The following is an 18,284-nucleotide window of genomic DNA, read 5'->3' as shown; positions in this document are numbered from 1 at the left end:
GTGGAATCGATCTTGGAGCTATCGGGAGTAACAAAAACGTATGGGGCCAAGCGTGCGCTGGACAATGTTTCTTTCAAAATCCAGCCCGGCAGGATCATTGGATTGCTCGGCAGCAACGGCAGCGGCAAAAGCACCTTGATGAAAATCGCCGCGGGCCTCATGCCGCCATCCTCCGGTCAATTGCTCGTCTGCGGGGAACCAAGCGGTCAGCGGACCAAAGCTTTGACTTCTTTTATGCCGGATAAACCTCTGACGGAGTCTTGGATGCGGGTGAAGGACGCGATAAGCTTTTATAAAGATTTCTATCCGGATTTTGACGCCGCAAAGGCCGATGAGATGCTGCAGTTCATGAAATTGCAGCCTGCGGACAGGATCAGCACGCTGTCCAAGGGGATGAACGAACGGCTGCAGCTGACCTTGGCTTTGTCCCGCAACGCCAAGCTGTATTTGCTGGATGAGCCGATTGGCGGCGTAGATCCGGTTGCCCGCGAGAAAATATTGGATGCGATCGTTAAATATTATAACGAAGACAGCTGCTTGATCATATCCACCCATCTGGTACGGGACATTGAACGGATATTCGACGAGGTCATCTTGATCAAGAACGGAAGCATTGTCCTTCAGGAGGAAGTGGAGACGATCCGGTTCTCGCAAGGCAAAAGCGTGGATGAGCTGTTTAAAGAGGTGTTCGCGGAATGATGAATTTGCTTAAGCTGGTTAAATACGATTGGAAACGGAACGCGGGCTTTTTGCTTATCGTTGGAGCCTTGTTCGTATTAACCGGAGGCGCGGTTACCGTATACGGCGAGGTTAAGAACTTGGATACGGACCTGATTTATGTGCTGACCTTTCTTGTCTATCTCGCCATAACGATTTCGCTTGGCGTAACGGTATGCAGGACTTACGAGCGCAACCTCAGGTATTTTAACCGCCGGCTTCTCCCGTTGCCTGCCTTATATACGGTGCTGTCTCCGCTCTTGCTAGGAATCGCGGGCCTGGTTGTTATTGGGGTTATAGGCGTAATCCATCTCATCGTGCTTGGCAGTGTCGTGGATTCGGTGCATTTGCGGGTATTCGATATTTTGGCGGACAGAGGCTTCTGGGCGATGCTGATCTCCTGTATCTTGTTTGTGCTCATTGTTTTCTCAAGCATTACGGTGGCGAAGGTGTTCAGAGGGAAAAAGGGATCCTGGATAGGCGCTGCTCTCTTCGTTGGGCTGCAGCTCGCCATTCAATGGGTGGAAACGAAGCTGTTCCCCAGCATGAATGTCTCTACGGATCAGTTCTTTAAATCCGTTAACGTGAAAATAACCGATTCCCCTGATCAGGTCGTTCATGTGCAGGCCAGTGTCCCGAATTTTTGGGGACCGCTGCTCTTTGAAGCTGCCGTCATCGTTCTGCTTGTCTATATGATGACCTACCTGATTAACCGGAAGATTCAGGCTAGAGGATAGGATTTGAAATAGAGCTTTCCAAGGTGCTAAACGCCCAGGGAAGCTCTTTTTTTGTCAGAAATTGATGCTTTCGCCCTATACTTTCAGTTGACGGTCCCTTGCCCAAAGTGTTTCAATTACATTTGATGAGGTTGAACGGATGATGAAGAAGGGAGAGACTTGCAGCTTTGAAAAACATCATGAAGCAGTTTATGAAGGCCTCGCGGATACGCGTCCTTCCGGTTATGCTTATTCCCGTTGCGCTTGGCGCATTGGGTGCTTTTGTGTGGGACGGCAACTTTAATATTTGGCTGCTTCTGCTCACGCTTGTTGGCTCGGGCGCGGCGCATTTGTTCTCGAATATGATCAATGATTTGTGGGACTACTACAACGGAACGGATGAAGCTGCCAAGCAGGCCGAAGGGGTTATCTCGACAAATTCCGGTTATTTGACGAACGGAACGTGGTCGATTCGAGTGTTTGCAGCCGTAACCTGGTCGCTATTCGCAATTGCCGCGGTCAGCGGCATTATTTTGTCGGTGATCAGCGGATGGCCGGTTATCGTATTCGGCGGACTTGGAGGATTGATCGCTTACTTCTATGTAGCGCCGCCCATTCGTTTCGGCTATCGCGGCAAAGGCTATAGCGAAATCGCAATCCTGCTGTCGTTCGGTATTTTGCCCGTTGCCGGCGCGTACTATGTGCAGTCCTCGCAGCTCGATTACCGCGCGTTATTGCTGTCGCTTCCGATTGGACTGCTTACCACCCTTATTTTATTTAATCACCATTTCCTGCACTGGCAGGCGGACAAGCAGGCCGGCAAAAAAACGCTGGTTGTCGTATGGGGAGAACAAAGAGCGCTGCTCTTCTCCAGATGGCTGCTCGCGCTTGCTTACGTCTCGCTGGTTATTTGCGTGCTTGCGGGCGCGCTTCCTTGGTACGCGCTGCTTGGATTAGTAACGGCCGTACCGCTGTATGCCGTATACGGCAAGCTGAAGGAGCATAATCCTTCCCACGCTTACTTGCCGCTGATGGGCAATTCGGTTAAGGCGACTAACCGTTGCGGCGTTATTTTGATTGCAGCATTAATCATTCAAGGCCTCTTGTAAGAAAAGACGGCCATCATTTCATAAGGAAAGCCGAGGGAATAGAAGATGAGCAAACAATGGGTGCTTGGGGATTTCGATACAATCCTTGACGAAGGCAAAGTATGGACGATTGGCGGCTTCCCGCTGCCGGACGGCACGTTCTGGCAATACCGCGAGCCGGATGCGGTTGTTATCGTACGCAACGGTATTCTGTACGTACGCGCTCCGCTTAGCCGCAAGCATGACAAGATTCAGATTCTCGATAATGCCAAGCATATGTATTATTCGGCGAAGCCGGTGGAAGTGCCGGAGAAGGGCGAGATCAGCTTCGAGCTTCAGATCCGTGCCCGTTCGCAGAACACGGCGCCCGGCGATCTGTACGACGGTTACGCTTCGTTAAACCTGCTTGACTTCACTACGGGCGGCGCGCTGGACTTCTTTGCAGGCAACGACAAATACGCAAGCGTATATGCGGTTCTGCCATTCCCGGGCGTTTCCGTACCGGAGACGGACAAGACAAGATATTTCTGCGTATTCAAGGAATCAACCGAATTTCAGGCTCGCGAGTTCAATACGTACAAAATTACGTACAACCGCGAAAATGACGAGATTGTTTTTTACGTAAACGGTACGGAAGTACGCAGGGAGCGTAACGTGCCGGTGAAATTCAACCAGTTCACGGTAGCGCTTGGCATTATGACGGAAAAGGATCTGTCGCCGGAAGGCAGCGTATCCGTTCATGGCCAGACCGTTATCGGAGAGTATTCGCCAATTACAATTACGGTGACCGAATAAGAGTTCAGACGAGGCCGTTCCTTTTGGGAGCGGCCTTTTTGCGCTGTTCGCTGGCCAATCTTGACACTTGTATTAGAGAGCGGATTAGACAAAATAAATGGTGAAGTGCTTGACATAGCCTTCGGAGTAATGTAATGTTACTAACATAAATAAAGTTACTTATAAAGAACCTAGGAGGCAGACAAAAATGTCAAATACTTCTACTATTTCGAAATCCCTTATTGAAGCGATTAAAGCAAGACGCACTTATTATGCTATCAGCAACCAATCGCCAATTTCGGATGACCAAATCATCAGCCTTGTGCAAGATGCGGTAAAATACTCGCCGTCCGCATTCAACTCCCAAAGCGCACGCACGGTTGTATTGCTTGGCGAAAACCACGCTAAACTGTGGAACATCGTAAAAGAAACGCTCCGCAAAATTGTACCTGCCGATCAATTCGCTTCTACGGAACAACGTGTTGACAGCTTCAAGGCAGGCTATGGCTCGGTGCTGTTCTTCGAAGACACAACTGTCGTTGAAGGCCTTCAACAACAGTTCCCAAGCTATGCCGACAACTTCCCTAAATGGTCGCAGCACTCTTCCGCAATCGTTCAATACGTTGTATGGACTTTGCTTGAGGAGCAAGGCCTTGGCGCTTCTCTCCAGCATTACAACCCGCTGATCGACGAAGAAGTGAAGCAAACTTGGGACATTCCTGCCAGCTGGCAGCTGATTGCTCAAATGCCGTTTGGTACTCCAACTGCAGCTCCGGGCGAGAAGCAATTCCAGCCAATCGACGAGCGCGTTAAAGTTTTCAAATAATATCGCTATAGGAAAAAGCAGCTCCGATGCGTTGGAGCTGCTTTTTCTATGCAAGGGAACCGCAGTACTAGCCGTTATAAGTAAAAACATGTACAATAAAAACCGATACATCATTTATACCCTTTTTATTCGACTGGAGGACCCCATGAGTATCGACTCACGTACGTTGAAGCAGCTGCTCCAGCTGCAGCTTTCACCAACTCTGGATTTTCAAACGGCGGCTAATCCGCTTGACGTGAATAGCGGCGACGGCAGCGCGTCCATGTTTGACTTTTTGCTGTCTCAATATATGAACGGCGATTTCGCCGATACGGCTAGTATTGAGCCAAGTATGCTGACTTCGGATTCGCTTGCCAAGCTGGCTAGCGTGCCTAATTTGTACAGTGCCGCATTAAGCGGAGCGACTGACCAGTCAAGCAGCTCCTCTCCAACTGACTATGATGCTCTGATTACAGAGGCTGCGGCCAAATACGGCATTGATCCCGAGCTGATCAGAGGGGTTATTCGTACGGAGTCCGGATTCAATTCCGGCGCGGTATCCTCCGTTGGGGCGAAAGGACTTATGCAGCTGATGGATTCGACTGCCCGCGGTCTTGGGGTAACGGATTCCCTCGATCCGCAGCAGAACATTGATGGCGGTTCGAAATATTTATCCTATCTGCTTGGCAAATACAACGGTAATGAACAAGTAGCCCTAGCCGCTTATAATGCGGGTCCCGGCCGGATCGACCGGCTTGGCATCTCGACGGACAGCGAACTTCTCGCTAATCTGGACAAGCTTCCTGAGGAAACGCAGCGGTACATTGGCAAGGTGCTTGGAGCCCGCTATTAGTCCGATTGATATAATTTGTAATTTTGGTTTGGAGATACAACTTGCCTCTAAACGCGGCCGTTCCTCTGGAACGGTCCCGGTAGAGGTTTTCTCTTTTTAGGAAAGGTGTTGTGAATATATGCTGTATTTCGATCATTGCGCATCCACCCCGCCTTATGCGGAGGTCGCGGATACGTTCGCGGAAGTGATGAAAGCCCATTACGCCAATCCTTCCTCCATTCACCGTGCGGGAGTTGAAGCCGACAAGCTGATTACCCGTTCCCGTTCCGTGCTTGCGGAGCAGTTCGATGTAAAGCCGGAGGAGTGGCTGTTCACTTCGGGCGGAACGGAAAGCAATAACCTCGCGGTAAAAGGCGCGGCCAGACAATTCCGCAGCCGGGGCAATCATCTCATTACGACCCAGATTGAGCATTCTTCCGTCAATGATGCCTTCCGCCAGCTTGAACAAGAAGGCTTCCGGGTAACCTATTTGCCTGTCAGCTCGACGGGGCATGTGGATCTCAAACAACTAAAGGCGTCTATAAAGGATGAGACGATATTGATCAGCATCATGCATGTCAATAATGAAGTAGGATCCATACAGCCGATTGAGAAGATCGGCCGGCTGCTGTCCGAATATCCGCGTATCCTGTTCCATGTGGATGCGGTGCAGAGCATCGGCAAACTCCCCGTTAAACTTAAGGAGTGGAGAATCGATCTGCTTAGCGGTTCGGCGCATAAGCTTCGCGGCCCTAAAGGCGTCGGTTATCTTTATGTGCGGGAAGGGCTTCAATTGCAGCCGCTGCAATCCGGAGGCTCGCAGGAACGCGGCATGCGGGCTGGCACGCAAAATGTGCCGGGCATTGTCGCTTCCGCTAAGGCGCTGCGGATGAGCATGCAGGCCGAAGAGAAGAACCGCAGCCGGATGTATGCGCTGCGCGAGCGGCTGCTCCGGCAGGTTGCGGATATTCCGCAGCTTGTGCTGAACGGCAGCGAGGACGCGGCGGTTATGGCGCCGCATATCGTGCATTTTTCCTATCCGGGCATGAAGCCGGAAGTTATCGTCCACATGATGGAGGAGCAAGGCGCCATCATCTCGACGAAATCGGCCTGCTCCTCCAAGGATAACAAGCCAAGCAAGGTGCTTCTGGCGATGGGAGCAGCACCCGAGCGTGCGGCGGGAGGAATCCGCATTAGCTTTGGAGACGAACATACGGAGCAGGATATCGACAAGCTGGTTGTCATGCTGAGTAAGACCGTTGCGCAGCTGAAGCCGCTTGAAAGGAGCAAATCTTAACGTGATTTACGATAAAGTAATCGTCCGTTATGGCGACCTCGTCATGAAGGGACGCAACCGCAATCAATTCGAGAAGCGGATGCAGCAGCAGATTAAGCGGACTCTGAAGAGCTTCGCCGCATTGACTTACGCCAAGACTTTCGGCAGGATGACGATCTCCCTGAACGGAGAGTCGTTTGAACCGATTGCGGAGCGTCTGAAGGATGTATTCGGCATTATTTCATTCAGCCCGGTGATCCAGGCGGAGAACGAGCTGGAGAATATCCAAGCTGCTGCCTTGCAAGTGATGAAAGGGCTGGAGAAAGAACCGGCAACCTTCAAGGTAAACGCGAAGCGCGCCTGGAAGCCGTTTGCGCATTCTTCGCAGGAAATGAACCACTTGGTTGGTTCCCATGTGCTGCGAGCTTTCGCCGATCTGAAAGTAGACGTAAGGAAGCCGGAAGTGGAGCTGCGCGTTGATACTTACGAGGAAGGGACCTTCGTCTACAACACGGTTATTCCAGGGGCAGGTGGTTTCCCGTTCGGCTCGAATGGCAAAGCGATGCTGCTGCTGTCGGGCGGCATTGACAGCCCCGTAGCGGGCTGGATGGCCATGCGCAAGGGGCTTGAGCTGGAGGCGGTGCATTTCCACAGCTACCCGTTCACCAGCGACCAGGCGAAGGAGAAGGTCATTGATCTCGCGAGAAGACTGTCCTACTATGCGGGAGCGCCGCTGAAGCTCCACCTGGTGCCTTTTACCGACATTCAGACAAGACTCGTACAAGCCAAGCAGGACAGCATGATGATTACGCTGATGCGCCGCGCCATGCTCCGCATTACCGAGCAGCTGGCTGTCAGAAGCGGTGCCGGCGGCATCGTAACGGGAGAGAGCCTCGGCCAGGTGGCCAGCCAGACGTTGTCCAGCATGAACGTAATCGGTCGGGCAACGGTACTGCCATTGCTGAAGCCGCTTATCATGATGGACAAGCAGGAAATTATTAACGAAGCGGTGCGGATTGGAACCTTCGAAACCTCCATCCTTCCTTACGAGGACTGCTGTACGTTGTTCCTGCCGAAATCGCCAACCACGAATCCGAACTTGAACGTTGTGGAGCGGGCGGAATCCTATATTTCGGAGCTGGAGCAAATGCTGCTTGAGGCCGTGGAGCGTACGGAGGTCATGGAGCTGACACCGGAAGCGCAGACGGAGGAGGAACCGGCAGGGGAAGACCGTTGGTTCTAAAATAATAAAAAAGCAGAGAACCCGTTAGACGGTTTCTCTGCTTTTTTCTTGTACAGCATGCTTTCTGCGGTTATTGGTCAATAATCCCGCAGCGATAATCAGCGCAATGACGAGAATGACAAAGGACCAATAATATACGGGGTTGTCCTTAAAGAAATCCTCGAACGCTTTTTCATGGGTAATCATCTTGGCTGCTGTATAGCCTAGTACACCGGAGCCCAGATAAATGATCCATGTAAATTTGTTGATCAGCTTAATGAAGAGCGTTGAGCCCCAGACGATAACCGGTACGCTGATCAGGAGGCCTAAAATGACAAGCAGCGTGTTGCCATGCGAGGCGCCTGCGACCGCGATGACGTTATCGATTCCCATTGCCGCGTCGGCGATAATGATGGTCTGAATCGACTGCCAAAGCGTATTGCCGGCTTTGATGTCGCCATGCTTATCGTCTTCCTGTACAAGCAGCTTATATGCAATCCATAAAAGCAGGAGACCGCCTGCCAAATGGAGCCAAGGCAAACCGAGCAGCCGCACCACGGCGACGGTAGCGATGATCCGGATGCCGATTGCGCCTACCGTACCCCACAGGACGGCTTTCTTCTGCTGATGCTGCGGCAAGTTGCGGGCGGCCATACCGATAACAATGGCGTTGTCGCCTGCCAGAATGAGATCGATAAAGACAATATTAAGCAGTGCCAGCCAAAAATCTACTGTAAATACATCCATTATTCGTGACCCTCCCTTCGGGCAAAAATCCCAATAGTCTCGAAAGACTTCATTTACTACGCACGAAGGACGGGGGAGGATTCAAAAATTTTTTGGGACATTCCTTCATAAAACTTGTCCGTTTCTCATACAGGTGGTAAGAGAGGGGGCGAACGCAAAATGGATAGTGTGCTGACTTTTCTTCAAATTGTCCTGATTAACCTGTTATTAAGCGGAGATAATGCCGTCGTTATTGCAATGGCCAGCCAACAGCTGCCTCCAAAGGAGCGCAAAAGGGCGGTATGGTGGGGGGCGCTTGCTGCCGTCGGGCTGCGATGCCTGCTGACGCTGGCAGCTATTTCTTTGCTTCAGATTCCTTATTTGCAGGCTATCGGATCGCTGTTGTTGCTGTATATCGCGGCAAAGCTCCTCGCGGATGCCGGACAGGAGGGCGAGGGCGATCTGCATATGCCCCGCAAAAAATCCAAATCGTTGTCCCAGGCGGTACGCACAATCGTCATGGCGGATTTTATTATGAGTCTCGATAATGTCCTGGCGATTGCGGCGGTAGCGGACGGGGATACGGTGCTTATTTTGCTTGGGATCGCGCTTAGCATTCCGATGATCATTTGGGGGAGCCAGATTCTGGGTACTCTATTGCACAAATTTCCTCCGCTTGTGTATATTGGCGCCGGGCTTCTTGGTTATGCCGCGGGAGGAATGCTTGTCCATGATCCGGGAATGAATGCCTTATTGTTTAACGGATCACGAACGGCTGCCGAGGCTATACCGCTGCTTTGCATCCCGTTTGTCGTCATTATCGGTTTATTGAAGCGGAGAACTTAAACCCCATTTTCACAAACCGTTCACAGGTGAACGGTATTTTTTTGCAATGTTCCTTCTGTTCCCGCTGGTATTTTCATCGCAGTTCCTTTAAACTATGATAGATAAAAACTGGCGTCGTACGTCTGTATGGGGGTAGACGTTGTAAGGAGCGGAACGCAAATGCCTAATAACAAATATTCCGCTGGAATTATTGTGTTACTAGCTGGGGTCGTTATTTTACTGGGCAAACTTGGTGTATTCAGCTTTTTGGGGGCTATTTTTTGGCCGCTGCTCGTCCTCATTCCGGGAATTCTTCTGCATGTATTTTATTTCGGCAGGCTTCTTCCCGCGGCAGCGCTTGTACCAGGTGGAATACTAACCGTGTCTGCGCTGCTGTTTATGGTTTGCAACATTTCTGGATGGGATGCACTGAAATATTTGTGGCCGCTGTTCCTGCTTGGCGCAGCCATCGGTCTTTACGAATATTATTTATTTGGCTCGTCCCGCCCGCGATTTGCGCTTACGGCGTCTGTAGCGCTTGCCGTTGCTTCAGCAGTTTTTCTGTTGCTCGTCTTGTTATGGAGCTGGGGAATTTATCTTGTTGCGCTTGTCCTGATGATTGCCGGCGGCTGGATGGTAATCACAAACCGCTCGCGCCGCTGGTAAGTGTCCGGTAAGTTGTGTAAGGAAAGAAAATTAGACAAAATGGAGTGGATTATTAGTTATGCAAGCAAGAGAAAACATCCGGAATATTGCGATTATCGCCCACGTAGACCACGGCAAAACAACTTTGGTCGATAAGCTGCTGCAGCAATCAGGCACATTCAGAGAACATGAAGCTGTACAGGAGCGCGCAATGGATTCCAACGACTTGGAACGCGAACGCGGTATTACCATCCTGGCGAAAAATACGGCGATTACTTATAAAGACTACCTGATCAATATCGTCGATACACCTGGACACGCGGACTTTGGCGGTGAAGTAGAACGGATCATGAAGATGGTTGACGGCGTATTGCTCGTTGTCGACGCGTTTGAAGGCTGCATGCCGCAAACAAAATTCGTATTGCGCAAAGCACTCGAGAGCAACCTTACGCCGATTGTTGTCGTTAATAAAATTGACCGTCCGAATGCCCGCCCTACGGAAGTTATTGATGAAGTGCTCGACCTGTTCATCGAGCTTGGCGCGAATGACGATCAACTGGAGTTCCCGGTTGTGTATGCTTCCGCATTGATGGGTACTTCCAGCCTTGATCCCGAGAAGCAAGATGACAACATGCAAGCTTTGTACGACACGATCGTAAGCCACATTCCTCATCCAACCGAAACGGTTGATGAGCCGCTTCAATATCTTGTAACCCTGCTTGACTACAATGAATACCTGGGCCGTATTGCGGTTGGCCGCGTGAACCGCGGTATCGTTCGTCAAGGACAATCCGTTGCGGTAATTAACCGTGAGGGTGCCGTGAAGCAAGCCCGCATCGAGAAGCTGTTTGGCTTCCAGGGGCTGAAGCGTATCGAGATCGAAGAAGCGGGCGCAGGCGACATCGTTGCGATCGCGGGTATTAAAGACATTAATATCGGCGAGACCATTGCCGATCCTTCGAAACCGGAAGCTTTGCCGGTTCTGAAAATCGACGAGCCTACGCTGCAAATGACGTTCCTTGTCAACAACTCTCCGTTCGCAGGCCGCGAAGGCAAATGGGTTACTTCCCGTAAGCTTCGCGAGCGTCTGTTCAAGGAGCTTGAGACTGACGTTGCGCTGCGCGTTGAAGAGACGGAAAGCCCTGACGCCTTTATCGTGTCTGGCCGTGGCGAGCTTCACCTCGGCATTCTGATCGAGAATATGCGCCGTGAAGGATTCGAGCTTCAAGTATCGAAACCGGAAGTAATCATCAAGGAAGTTGACGGCGTGAAGTCTGAGCCTTACGAACGCCTTCTGATTGACGTTCCGGAAGACAGCATGGGCGCCGTGATGGAAAGCCTTGGAACGCGCAAAGCCGAGATGGTGAACATGATCAACAACGGCAACGGCCAAGTTCGTCTGGAGTTCATCATTCCCGCACGCGGTTTGATCGGCTACCGTACTTCGTTCCTGACTTTGACGCGCGGCTACGGCATTATGAACCATGCATTCGACAGCTACGGACCTCTTGCAGCCGGAGTTGGCGGCCGTCACCAAGGCGTACTCGTATCGAGCGAGACGGGAACATCGACCTTCTACGGCATGCTGGGCGTGGAGGACCGCGGTATTCAATTCGTTGAGCCAGGCACCGAAATTTACGAAGGCATGATCGTTGGCGAGCATACCCGCGATAACGACATCATCGTTAACATCTGTAAAGAGAAGGCACTGACTAACGTGCGTTCCGCCGGCAAAGATGATACCGTTAAGCTCAAAACGCCTCGTCTGTTCTCCCTTGAGCAAGCGCTCGAGTATCTGAACGATGACGAATATTGCGAAATTACGCCGAAGTCGATTCGTCTGCGTAAAAAAATCTTGAATAAGAGCGAGCGCGAGCGTGCCGAGAAGCACCGCAAAATGGCGCAAGCAAACGCATAATCACCTGGCAGGCATAAGGGGGTCACGGCATGCAGCAATGGTTGAGCGACCATCACGCCGTATCGTATTTGCTTATTCTTGGATTTACGATTTATATCTTCAACAAAGTGTTCAGGGCTAACAATCAGAAGCTTCCGATCCTGAAAGAAGTTCTTGTCTATATCCTGATGGCCATCGGCTCGTTTGTGCTGATGGTCCTGCAGGTTGACAAGCTTCCTATTATTCAATGTATGGGAATTGCCGTGCTTATGATGCTTATGCTTCGCGGCCGGCAGCTCTACGACAAATGGAAAAATAACCGGGCCGACAGCGGCGCCGTAAAGGAAGCTGATTCAGGCAAATGACGTTTGATGATGCCTTGTTCAACTGGCTGCAGATTCATATCGTAGCCGAAGACCGGCCGGATGATCGGGCGGCATTGGATACCCGTGACTTCTTCGCGCAAATTTTGTCGGAAGACCACGAGGTTTCCAATCTGCATATTTCGGCAACGGATGCGACGATGGTTCACGTCAAATATGAACGCAACGGACGCACAAAGCTGCAAATGTATCCGCGGGAGGCTGCCGAGCAGCTTCTCGTTGATATCCGGTCCAATCCGAAATATAACTGACATAAAGGTGATGATCCTATGACGCAAGGCTCGGCTGAATTGCCTTCCCGGAGAGCAAATGCCAAGACTGCTCCTAGATCGCCTAAGCAACCGAAGAAAAGACGCGTATGGAAAGTCGTGTTACTGCTATTTTTAGCTGTTATTTTGATTATCGTGGCATACTTCGGATTTTTGGCTAACAAGGCGAACAATGCAATCCAGCAAATTGGTACGGTTTCAAACGATGACGTAAAGATTCCGACTGCGGAATCCGTCAAGAAGAAAGCTGTCGGAATGGTATTGCTTGGCCTCGATACAAGGGCCAAGGGCGGCGGGATGAACACCGACGTCATGATGGTGGCCGTCTTTAATCCCAATTCCAAATCTGCCACCGTCATTTCGATTCCGCGCGACTCCTTGCTGCAGCTGGAAGGTTATGGCGAGCGCAAGGCGAACGCCAACTATGCGACGTTCTTCAGCCAAGCCCGTTCCGAAAAAGGCATGGACAAGGAAGCGGCGGAAGAGGATGCAAAACGCGCGATTCGGGATATGCTGGGCAAATTTTTTGGCGTAGATCTGAAATATACGGCGGTTGTTAACTTTAAGGGCTTTGAGGACGTCGTGGACGCCCTTGGCGGCATTGAAGTGAACGTCGATATGGATATGAGGTACGTCGATAATTATGACGGCACCAACATCAATCTGAAGAAGGGTTTCCAGAAGCTTAACGGGGACCAAGCGCTTGATTTTGTCCGTTACCGGAAATCGAACGACGGCAAAAACATGTCCAGCGATTTCGACCGCAACAAGCGCGAAAGCGAAGTGGTAGCGAAGATCGTCGACAAGATGAAATCGCTAAGCGGAATCACGAAAATGGGCGAAGTTATTGACGCTGTTGGCGACAACATGGAAATCGACATGCCGCCGAAGGAAATTCAGAACCTGATGAAGACGTATTTCGGCATCAGCAGCTCGAATGTTCAATTCATTCCGTTAGAAGGCGTGTGGAAGAGTCCGTACGTGTATCTGGATGAAGCCAAGCTTAGCGAAGCTCGTGCGGCTTTGCAAGCGAAAATGGCTGAATAACCATAGACTGGCGGTTACTTTACCGCTATAATAGGTGTACGGATATGAAATCCTTCCTAGAGGAGGTCATGCGGATGCCCAAAGCCGTAGCCGCGACATTCACACTTAATAGAAGAAGCGGTGACGTGTGCTCGGGAAACCTCTTGAGCCTTGCGGCTGAAGAATGCATCTGTGTGCCGATCTCGGCATGTATCCGGATGGAACCGAATAAACTGATGACAGGCTTGTCCAAACGGACATACTGTCGTAAGGAAAGCCTAGTGATATGATCACTAGGCTTTTTGTGTCTTATGGCGCGGTATACAAGCTAATGAAGTTTGTGTAAATTGTTGGCCCGCTGTTGTACTTCCGGATCCTGCGGCATAACCTCTCGAGGGATCTGCGGTACGATACGGCCGATAATGTCAGCCATCTCCTCCGCAAAGCCGCTGATCGGCCTGCCGCGGCGGATATCCGCACCGATTTCGTTCAGCCGCTGTGACAAATCCATATCGGCTGTTACGATAGCATCAATGCCGTAGGGATCTTTATGGAAAGCTTCGGCGACGGAATATTTGATTGTGCCGACTCTGGAGCGATCAAGCTTGCTGTCGACATCGATCCCAACCACGGCGGTGTTTCCGAGCACCACGCAGTGCGCATTCGTAACACCTTTGATGCCCATGGCCAGCTGTTCCAAATGCCTCGAGACTTGCTCAGGATTCGCAATTTCTTTTTTCTGAGGACTTGTCTGCTGTGCGCGAACAGAGCCATTATTTTGAGGAGAGGGTGATGTTTCGTTTCGAAGGGCGTTGCCGCAGCCAGCCGTAATTGCCGCAATAGCGATCGCCGCAATAAGTTTCCGGTACATGTTGATTCCACCTCTTTTTCTTGTTGCACATCGTCTAATCAGAATGTAGTGTACCCGTAGCCAAGTATGGCTATGTATGTCTATCTATTGAATGACCGACGCCGGGAGGGTTCTCATGAAAAAAATATTCGTGCTCGACACTAATGTGCTGCTTCATGATCCGCAATCGCTCTTTGCCTTCGAGGATAACGAAGTCATCATTCCCGCGGTGGTGTTGGAAGAAATCGACTCCAAGAAGAGGCTGGCAGACGAACTAGGGCGCAATGCGCGTTCCATATCCCGGTTGCTCGATGGTATGCGGGTGGAAGGGCATCTACACGAGGGCATAACGCTTCCTAACGGCGGACTGTTAAAGGTGGAGCTTAATCATCGGAGTTTCATGCGAGTGCAAGAGATGTTTGGAGAAATGACCAATGACAACCGAATTCTTGCCGTCGCGCTCAACTATCACTTGGAACAGCTGGAGAACGAACAATCCAGCACTGTCGTTCTTGTAAGCAAAGATGTGCTGGTCCGGATCAAAGCGGATGTGCTGGGCCTCAAAGCCCAGGATTATTTGTCCGACCGGACCGTGTCCACGACTGATTTTTATGCCGGCTATGAGACCTTGTTTGTCCATCCGTCTGTTATCGACGAATTTTATACGTACCGTTTCCTGACGGTCAAAAGCATGCAGAATATCGCCAGGCTGAAGCCTAACGAATTCGTAATTCTGCGGGATGAGATGGGAACCTCCAAATCCGCCCTGCTGAAGGTCAGCCAGGACGGCGTACGCCTAGAGCCGTTGTTCTTAAGCAATGACCCGATCTGGGGTATTACGGCCCGCAACGCTCAGCAGCGCATGGCTCTTGAGCTGCTGCTCAACGATGAAATCCCGCTTGTCACCCTGACCGGCAAAGCCGGCACGGGCAAGACGCTGCTTGCGCTTGCCGCCGGCCTCTTGAAGGTGGAGGATGAGCATAAATACAAAAAACTGTTAATTGCCCGCCCGGTCGTGCCGATGGGCAAGGACATCGGTTACCTGCCGGGCGAGAAGGAAGAAAAGCTGCGTCCATGGATGCAGCCGATCTACGATAATCTGGAATATCTGTTCGATACCAAGAAATCCGGCGACATCGATAAAATATTAATGGGACTCGGAAGTATCCAAGTCGAAGCTCTTACCTATATTCGCGGACGCTCGATTCCGGGTCAGTTCATCATTATCGACGAAGCACAGAACTTAACGAAGCATGAGGTCAAAACCATTGTCTCCCGCGTGGGAGAGGGCAGTAAAATCGTTCTGATGGGCGATCCGGAGCAGATCGACCATCCTTATCTGGACGCCGTGAGCAACGGTCTCACGCATATCGTCGAGCATTTCAAGAGCGAAGGCATAAGCGGTCACATCACTCTCGAAAAGGGCGAGCGTTCCAAGCTCGCCCAGCTCGCAGCAGATCTTCTATAATCTTTAAAAAGAAGCGGTGCCGGGAAATCCCAGCACCGCTATTTTGCTGTTTAAAGGCAGAGGTTAATAGGGCGAAAGTAGTAATTCAAATGATTCTGGAGAAGTGTAACGTTCGCTTTTGTGAGTGGATTCCTACACTGTTCACACTTAAATCGATGGAATCCACGAGCAATGGCGATCGGAAGAACATTTGAATTACGGAGCGAGTCACATTAACCTATAGGTCGGGGGGGATAAAGTCCTAGACTTGTTTGGACAACTCTGCGTTTTATTGCTATGATAGGTTTTAATAGACTAGACTTCGGGGGCTTAAGATATATCGGAAAGGGAGAAGTGTGTGGCTACAAGGAGATTTGTGATGATCCTTGCAGGAGCAGTGCTGTTGTCCGTTATTTTGCTTATTCCCAACATGGACCCGCATAAGCCGGCATCATCCGGCGGCAGCTCCCATGACTCAAATACTGGACCCGTCGCTAACGAGCTGGATGACGAACCGATGGAATCCATTGTTGTAACCGTTTCCATGTCGGCTGAGCAATTTGCTTATTTAGAAGAGGCAAATGAACGTTTCAGATTCAAATACCCCAACATCCAAGTTGAGCTGCTGAATATCGAGTCGAAGGAAGAGGCGTATGCCGCTTGGAAGCAGGATCTTCTGCTTGGCGCTTCCTCCGATATTATGCTGATGGACAGCGGCTGGGTAAGGGAATTTGCCGTTATGGGCCTGCTTGAGCCCGTTGATAGCGTCAATACGGCAAGCACTTTGTCCGACCAGCCTGCCAAGCTGCTTGCACCGCTCAAGTGGAACAGTTATCTCTGGGGTATACCTTTCGATGCAGACCCGTCCATTCTTGTGTGGAATAAAGCTATGCTGACCGAGCAGAATATGAGCGATCCTCCCAAGGATTGGACAAGCTTTCTCCAGCTCGCGGACCGACTAACGGCTTCCGGGTCGGCGCCGGCTTCCTTGCTTTATTTGCCTGCGGATTTCAGCGGAACGGCAGCTTGGCTGGATGCCTGGAGCAGCGCAGAGAAAAGAGGGGCAGCTGCCTTAATTCTGAATGATGAGTCGGCTAATCGTCTTTCGGAGACGGCTTCTTTGACGATTCCGTCAATCGCCGTTAATAAACGCTTGCTTGGCACGGAGATGGACAATCAGCGTTTGCTTGTCTCGGTTGTATCGTGGTCGGATTATAAAGCACTATCCCAATCCGAGCAGGATAAGCTGCTAATCGATAAGCTTAAGCTTCGCAACTTATGGCTTGGGAGCAGCAGCTTTGTCGTTTCGGCGAATACGGATAGGGCGGACGCGGCCTTCAGCTGGATTAAAGAGATGACGAGCGTGACCGAGCAGGGGCGCAATTACGAACATCTTGGCAAATTGCCTGCGAAAAATTCGATATACGAAATAGGCGGATATTCGGGCTCAACGGCCCAATATCCGCCTACATGGTGGTTGCCTTTGCTAAATGAAGAGCCAATCGGCGAACCGCCTGCCCCGAACTGGCATAAGGAATGGAGCCGATGGGAAGCTTCATGGCAGCTGTATACGAGCGGGGCGACAGACATTGCCTCCTTTATCCAATCGGTTACAGCTTCATCTTCAAATAAACAGTGAGCTCCTTGTCTTTCATTTCAACCGATTTAGCTTGTATGAATTTAATGATATCACCGGGATAAAAACCGAGATCAAATTTGTCTTCAAGCGCTTTCCGCGTCGTGTCAGGCAGTGCGAAACCGTTAAACAACAACTCATCGACATGGAATACAATGCCGTTCTTTGGCTTGTCTTCCACGGTGTAATGACCGGAGACGGCAATTTCCATATTATCGTGCTTGCCTGATGCGATTACTTTGCCGTCTTCAAACCGGAAGGAGAAGTCGTTAAACCGTTTATCCTGCTCCCGAAGGAAAGCGTTCAGAGCGTCTTCCGGAATATGAATCGTATAATTAAACCCGTTTATCTCCAGGTACTCCTTATTGTCCTCAATCCAGCTGGGCAGCTTGTTCATCGCTTTGGACAAAGCGTCGAAATACTGCTCCACTTCCTCAAGTCCGGCCGATTCCCAATAATTCGTCAGCTCTTGCATCAGCAGGCGAAGCCGATCCACGTCGGAACGTCCGGCGAGCTGGCCGTCAATCTGCTGCTCCAGCTGCGCAACCCGGCTGCGCTGGGTTTGAAGCCGGTTTTCGATTTCTTCAAGCTCCGTTTTTCTTCCGTCCAATTTGACGTATTCCTCTTTCAAGCTCTTATATTCCTTCGTGTAAGAATCAAGCGTGTTCCGGTCTCGCGAAAAAATAATGTCTACGTAGTCCAGCATAGCGAATAAATCGTGAATCGAATGGAAGGAAATAATCGCGCGCAGCAGAAGCTCGCGTTCACCCATATAATAAGCGCGAAGCACTTTTCCCGCTTCTTCCCGCTTCTCCTTGATTTCCTGTTCGCGCTGCGCAATCCGTTTGTCGGTAACGGACATGTCGCCCGCAACCTTTTCTTTTTCTGCTTGTATGCGTGCGATTTCTTTGTCAATCTCAACGATAGACAAGCTGTTCTCCAGTATCTGATTGACCTGCTCGTCCTCCGTCAATTGAGGCTCGGCCATGACGGGAAGCTTGCAGATGGCAAGCATAAGAACGATAAGAAGGATAAAGAGCCATCTGACGCGAACATAAATGCGATGGAATGCCACCAGCCGCCTCCTTTCTTACGTTGCTAGGCCTGTACAGCTACCATTGTATGCGACGGTTCCATTTATTATATCTTA

Annotated in this window: 19 protein-coding genes; 16 read left to right on the top strand and 3 right to left on the bottom strand. The window is 50.8% G+C overall.

What is annotated here, in order from left to right; translation table 11 throughout:
- The 8 genes from ACR9FF_RS19320 to thiI all read left to right on the top strand — a co-directional run bounded on the left by ACR9FF_RS19320 (position 1) and on the right by thiI (position 7,451).
- On the top strand, positions 1–699 hold the full coding sequence (locus ACR9FF_RS19320) for an ABC transporter ATP-binding protein (protein ID WP_127498561.1): 699 nt from the start codon (positions 1–3) through the stop codon (positions 697–699).
- The gene (locus ACR9FF_RS19315) at positions 696–1,454 is read left to right on the top strand and encodes a hypothetical protein (RefSeq protein ID WP_435163812.1); all 759 of its coding nucleotides are present in this window, start codon (positions 696–698) and stop codon (positions 1,452–1,454) included. Before ACR9FF_RS19320 ends, ACR9FF_RS19315 begins: the two co-directional genes overlap by 4 nt.
- Positions 1,455–1,633: 179 nt before the next feature.
- On the top strand, positions 1,634–2,542 hold the full coding sequence (locus ACR9FF_RS19310; RefSeq protein WP_127498578.1) for a prenyltransferase: 909 nt from the start codon (positions 1,634–1,636) through the stop codon (positions 2,540–2,542).
- A gap of 45 nt (positions 2,543–2,587) precedes the next feature.
- Positions 2,588–3,316, top strand: a complete 729-nt coding sequence (locus ACR9FF_RS19305) for a DUF6081 family protein (RefSeq protein WP_127498556.1) — start codon at positions 2,588–2,590, stop codon at positions 3,314–3,316.
- A 205-nt stretch (positions 3,317–3,521) separates the two neighbouring features.
- The gene (locus tag ACR9FF_RS19300; RefSeq protein ID WP_127498576.1) at positions 3,522–4,121 is read left to right on the top strand and encodes a nitroreductase family protein; all 600 of its coding nucleotides are present in this window, start codon (positions 3,522–3,524) and stop codon (positions 4,119–4,121) included.
- Between the two features lie 145 nt (positions 4,122–4,266).
- Positions 4,267–4,953 (top strand): lytic transglycosylase domain-containing protein, encoded by a 687-nt coding sequence (locus ACR9FF_RS19295; protein WP_435163809.1) that lies wholly within the window; start codon positions 4,267–4,269, stop codon positions 4,951–4,953.
- Between the two features lie 118 nt (positions 4,954–5,071).
- Positions 5,072–6,229, top strand: coding sequence for a cysteine desulfurase family protein (locus ACR9FF_RS19290; protein ID WP_435163806.1), 1,158 nt, complete (start codon positions 5,072–5,074; stop codon positions 6,227–6,229).
- A 1-nt stretch (position 6,230) separates the two neighbouring features.
- On the top strand, positions 6,231–7,451 hold the full coding sequence (gene thiI / locus ACR9FF_RS19285) for a tRNA uracil 4-sulfurtransferase ThiI (protein WP_435163803.1): 1,221 nt from the start codon (positions 6,231–6,233) through the stop codon (positions 7,449–7,451).
- A gap of 24 nt (positions 7,452–7,475) precedes the next feature.
- Here the strand turns inward: thiI and ACR9FF_RS19280 are convergent, their stop codons facing one another.
- Positions 7,476–8,177: a TerC family protein gene (locus ACR9FF_RS19280; RefSeq protein ID WP_127498547.1), complete on the bottom strand. Its 702-nt coding sequence runs from the start codon at positions 8,175–8,177 to the stop codon at positions 7,476–7,478.
- Between the two features lie 159 nt (positions 8,178–8,336).
- Here ACR9FF_RS19280 and ACR9FF_RS19275 point away from each other — a divergent pair, with 159 nt between their 5' ends.
- The 6 genes from ACR9FF_RS19275 (at position 8,337) to ACR9FF_RS19250 (ending at position 13,222) form a co-directional block, all read left to right on the top strand.
- On the top strand, positions 8,337–9,002 hold the full coding sequence (locus tag ACR9FF_RS19275) for a TerC family protein (protein WP_435163800.1): 666 nt from the start codon (positions 8,337–8,339) through the stop codon (positions 9,000–9,002).
- 159 nt (positions 9,003–9,161) lie between these two features.
- Entirely contained in the window at positions 9,162–9,647 is a 486-nt protein-coding gene (locus ACR9FF_RS19270; RefSeq protein ID WP_127498543.1) for a hypothetical protein, read from the top strand.
- 58 nt (positions 9,648–9,705) lie between these two features.
- Positions 9,706–11,544, top strand: a complete 1,839-nt coding sequence (gene typA / locus ACR9FF_RS19265; protein WP_127498541.1) for a translational GTPase TypA — start codon at positions 9,706–9,708, stop codon at positions 11,542–11,544.
- A 29-nt stretch (positions 11,545–11,573) separates the two neighbouring features.
- Positions 11,574–11,888, top strand: coding sequence for a YlaH-like family protein (locus ACR9FF_RS19260; RefSeq protein WP_127498539.1), 315 nt, complete (start codon positions 11,574–11,576; stop codon positions 11,886–11,888).
- On the top strand, positions 11,885–12,157 hold the full coding sequence (locus ACR9FF_RS19255) for a hypothetical protein (protein ID WP_127498537.1): 273 nt from the start codon (positions 11,885–11,887) through the stop codon (positions 12,155–12,157). The genes ACR9FF_RS19260 and ACR9FF_RS19255 overlap by 4 nt, the downstream gene beginning before the upstream one ends.
- Positions 12,158–12,175: 18 nt before the next feature.
- Entirely contained in the window at positions 12,176–13,222 is a 1,047-nt protein-coding gene (locus ACR9FF_RS19250) for an LCP family glycopolymer transferase (RefSeq protein WP_435163795.1), read from the top strand.
- Positions 13,223–13,529: 307 nt separating this feature from the next.
- On the opposite strand, the gene ACR9FF_RS19245 is transcribed toward ACR9FF_RS19250, so the two are convergent.
- Entirely contained in the window at positions 13,530–14,072 is a 543-nt protein-coding gene (locus tag ACR9FF_RS19245) for a YhcN/YlaJ family sporulation lipoprotein (RefSeq protein ID WP_248757782.1), read from the bottom strand.
- A gap of 115 nt (positions 14,073–14,187) precedes the next feature.
- On the opposite strand from ACR9FF_RS19245, the gene ACR9FF_RS19240 reads away from it, so the two are divergent.
- Entirely contained in the window at positions 14,188–15,519 is a 1,332-nt protein-coding gene (locus ACR9FF_RS19240) for a PhoH family protein (protein WP_127498531.1), read from the top strand.
- Between the two features lie 358 nt (positions 15,520–15,877).
- Positions 15,878–17,137: an extracellular solute-binding protein gene (locus tag ACR9FF_RS19235; RefSeq protein WP_435163791.1), complete on the top strand. Its 1,260-nt coding sequence runs from the start codon at positions 15,878–15,880 to the stop codon at positions 17,135–17,137.
- On the opposite strand, the gene ACR9FF_RS19230 is transcribed toward ACR9FF_RS19235, so the two are convergent.
- A complete protein-coding gene (locus tag ACR9FF_RS19230) occupies positions 17,109–18,209 on the bottom strand; it encodes a hypothetical protein (RefSeq protein WP_435163788.1) in 1,101 nt (366 codons plus the stop codon). The two genes, ACR9FF_RS19235 and ACR9FF_RS19230, sit on opposite strands and share 29 nt — an antisense overlap.
- Positions 18,210–18,284: the final 75 nt, after the last annotated feature.

It is taken from the genome of Paenibacillus glycanilyticus (assembly GCF_051200795.1).
Classification (GTDB): Bacteria; Bacillota; Bacilli; order Paenibacillales; family Paenibacillaceae; genus Pristimantibacillus; species Pristimantibacillus glycanilyticus.
Note: the sequence above shows the minus strand (reverse complement) of the source record. Positions and strands in the feature narration are given on the sequence as shown.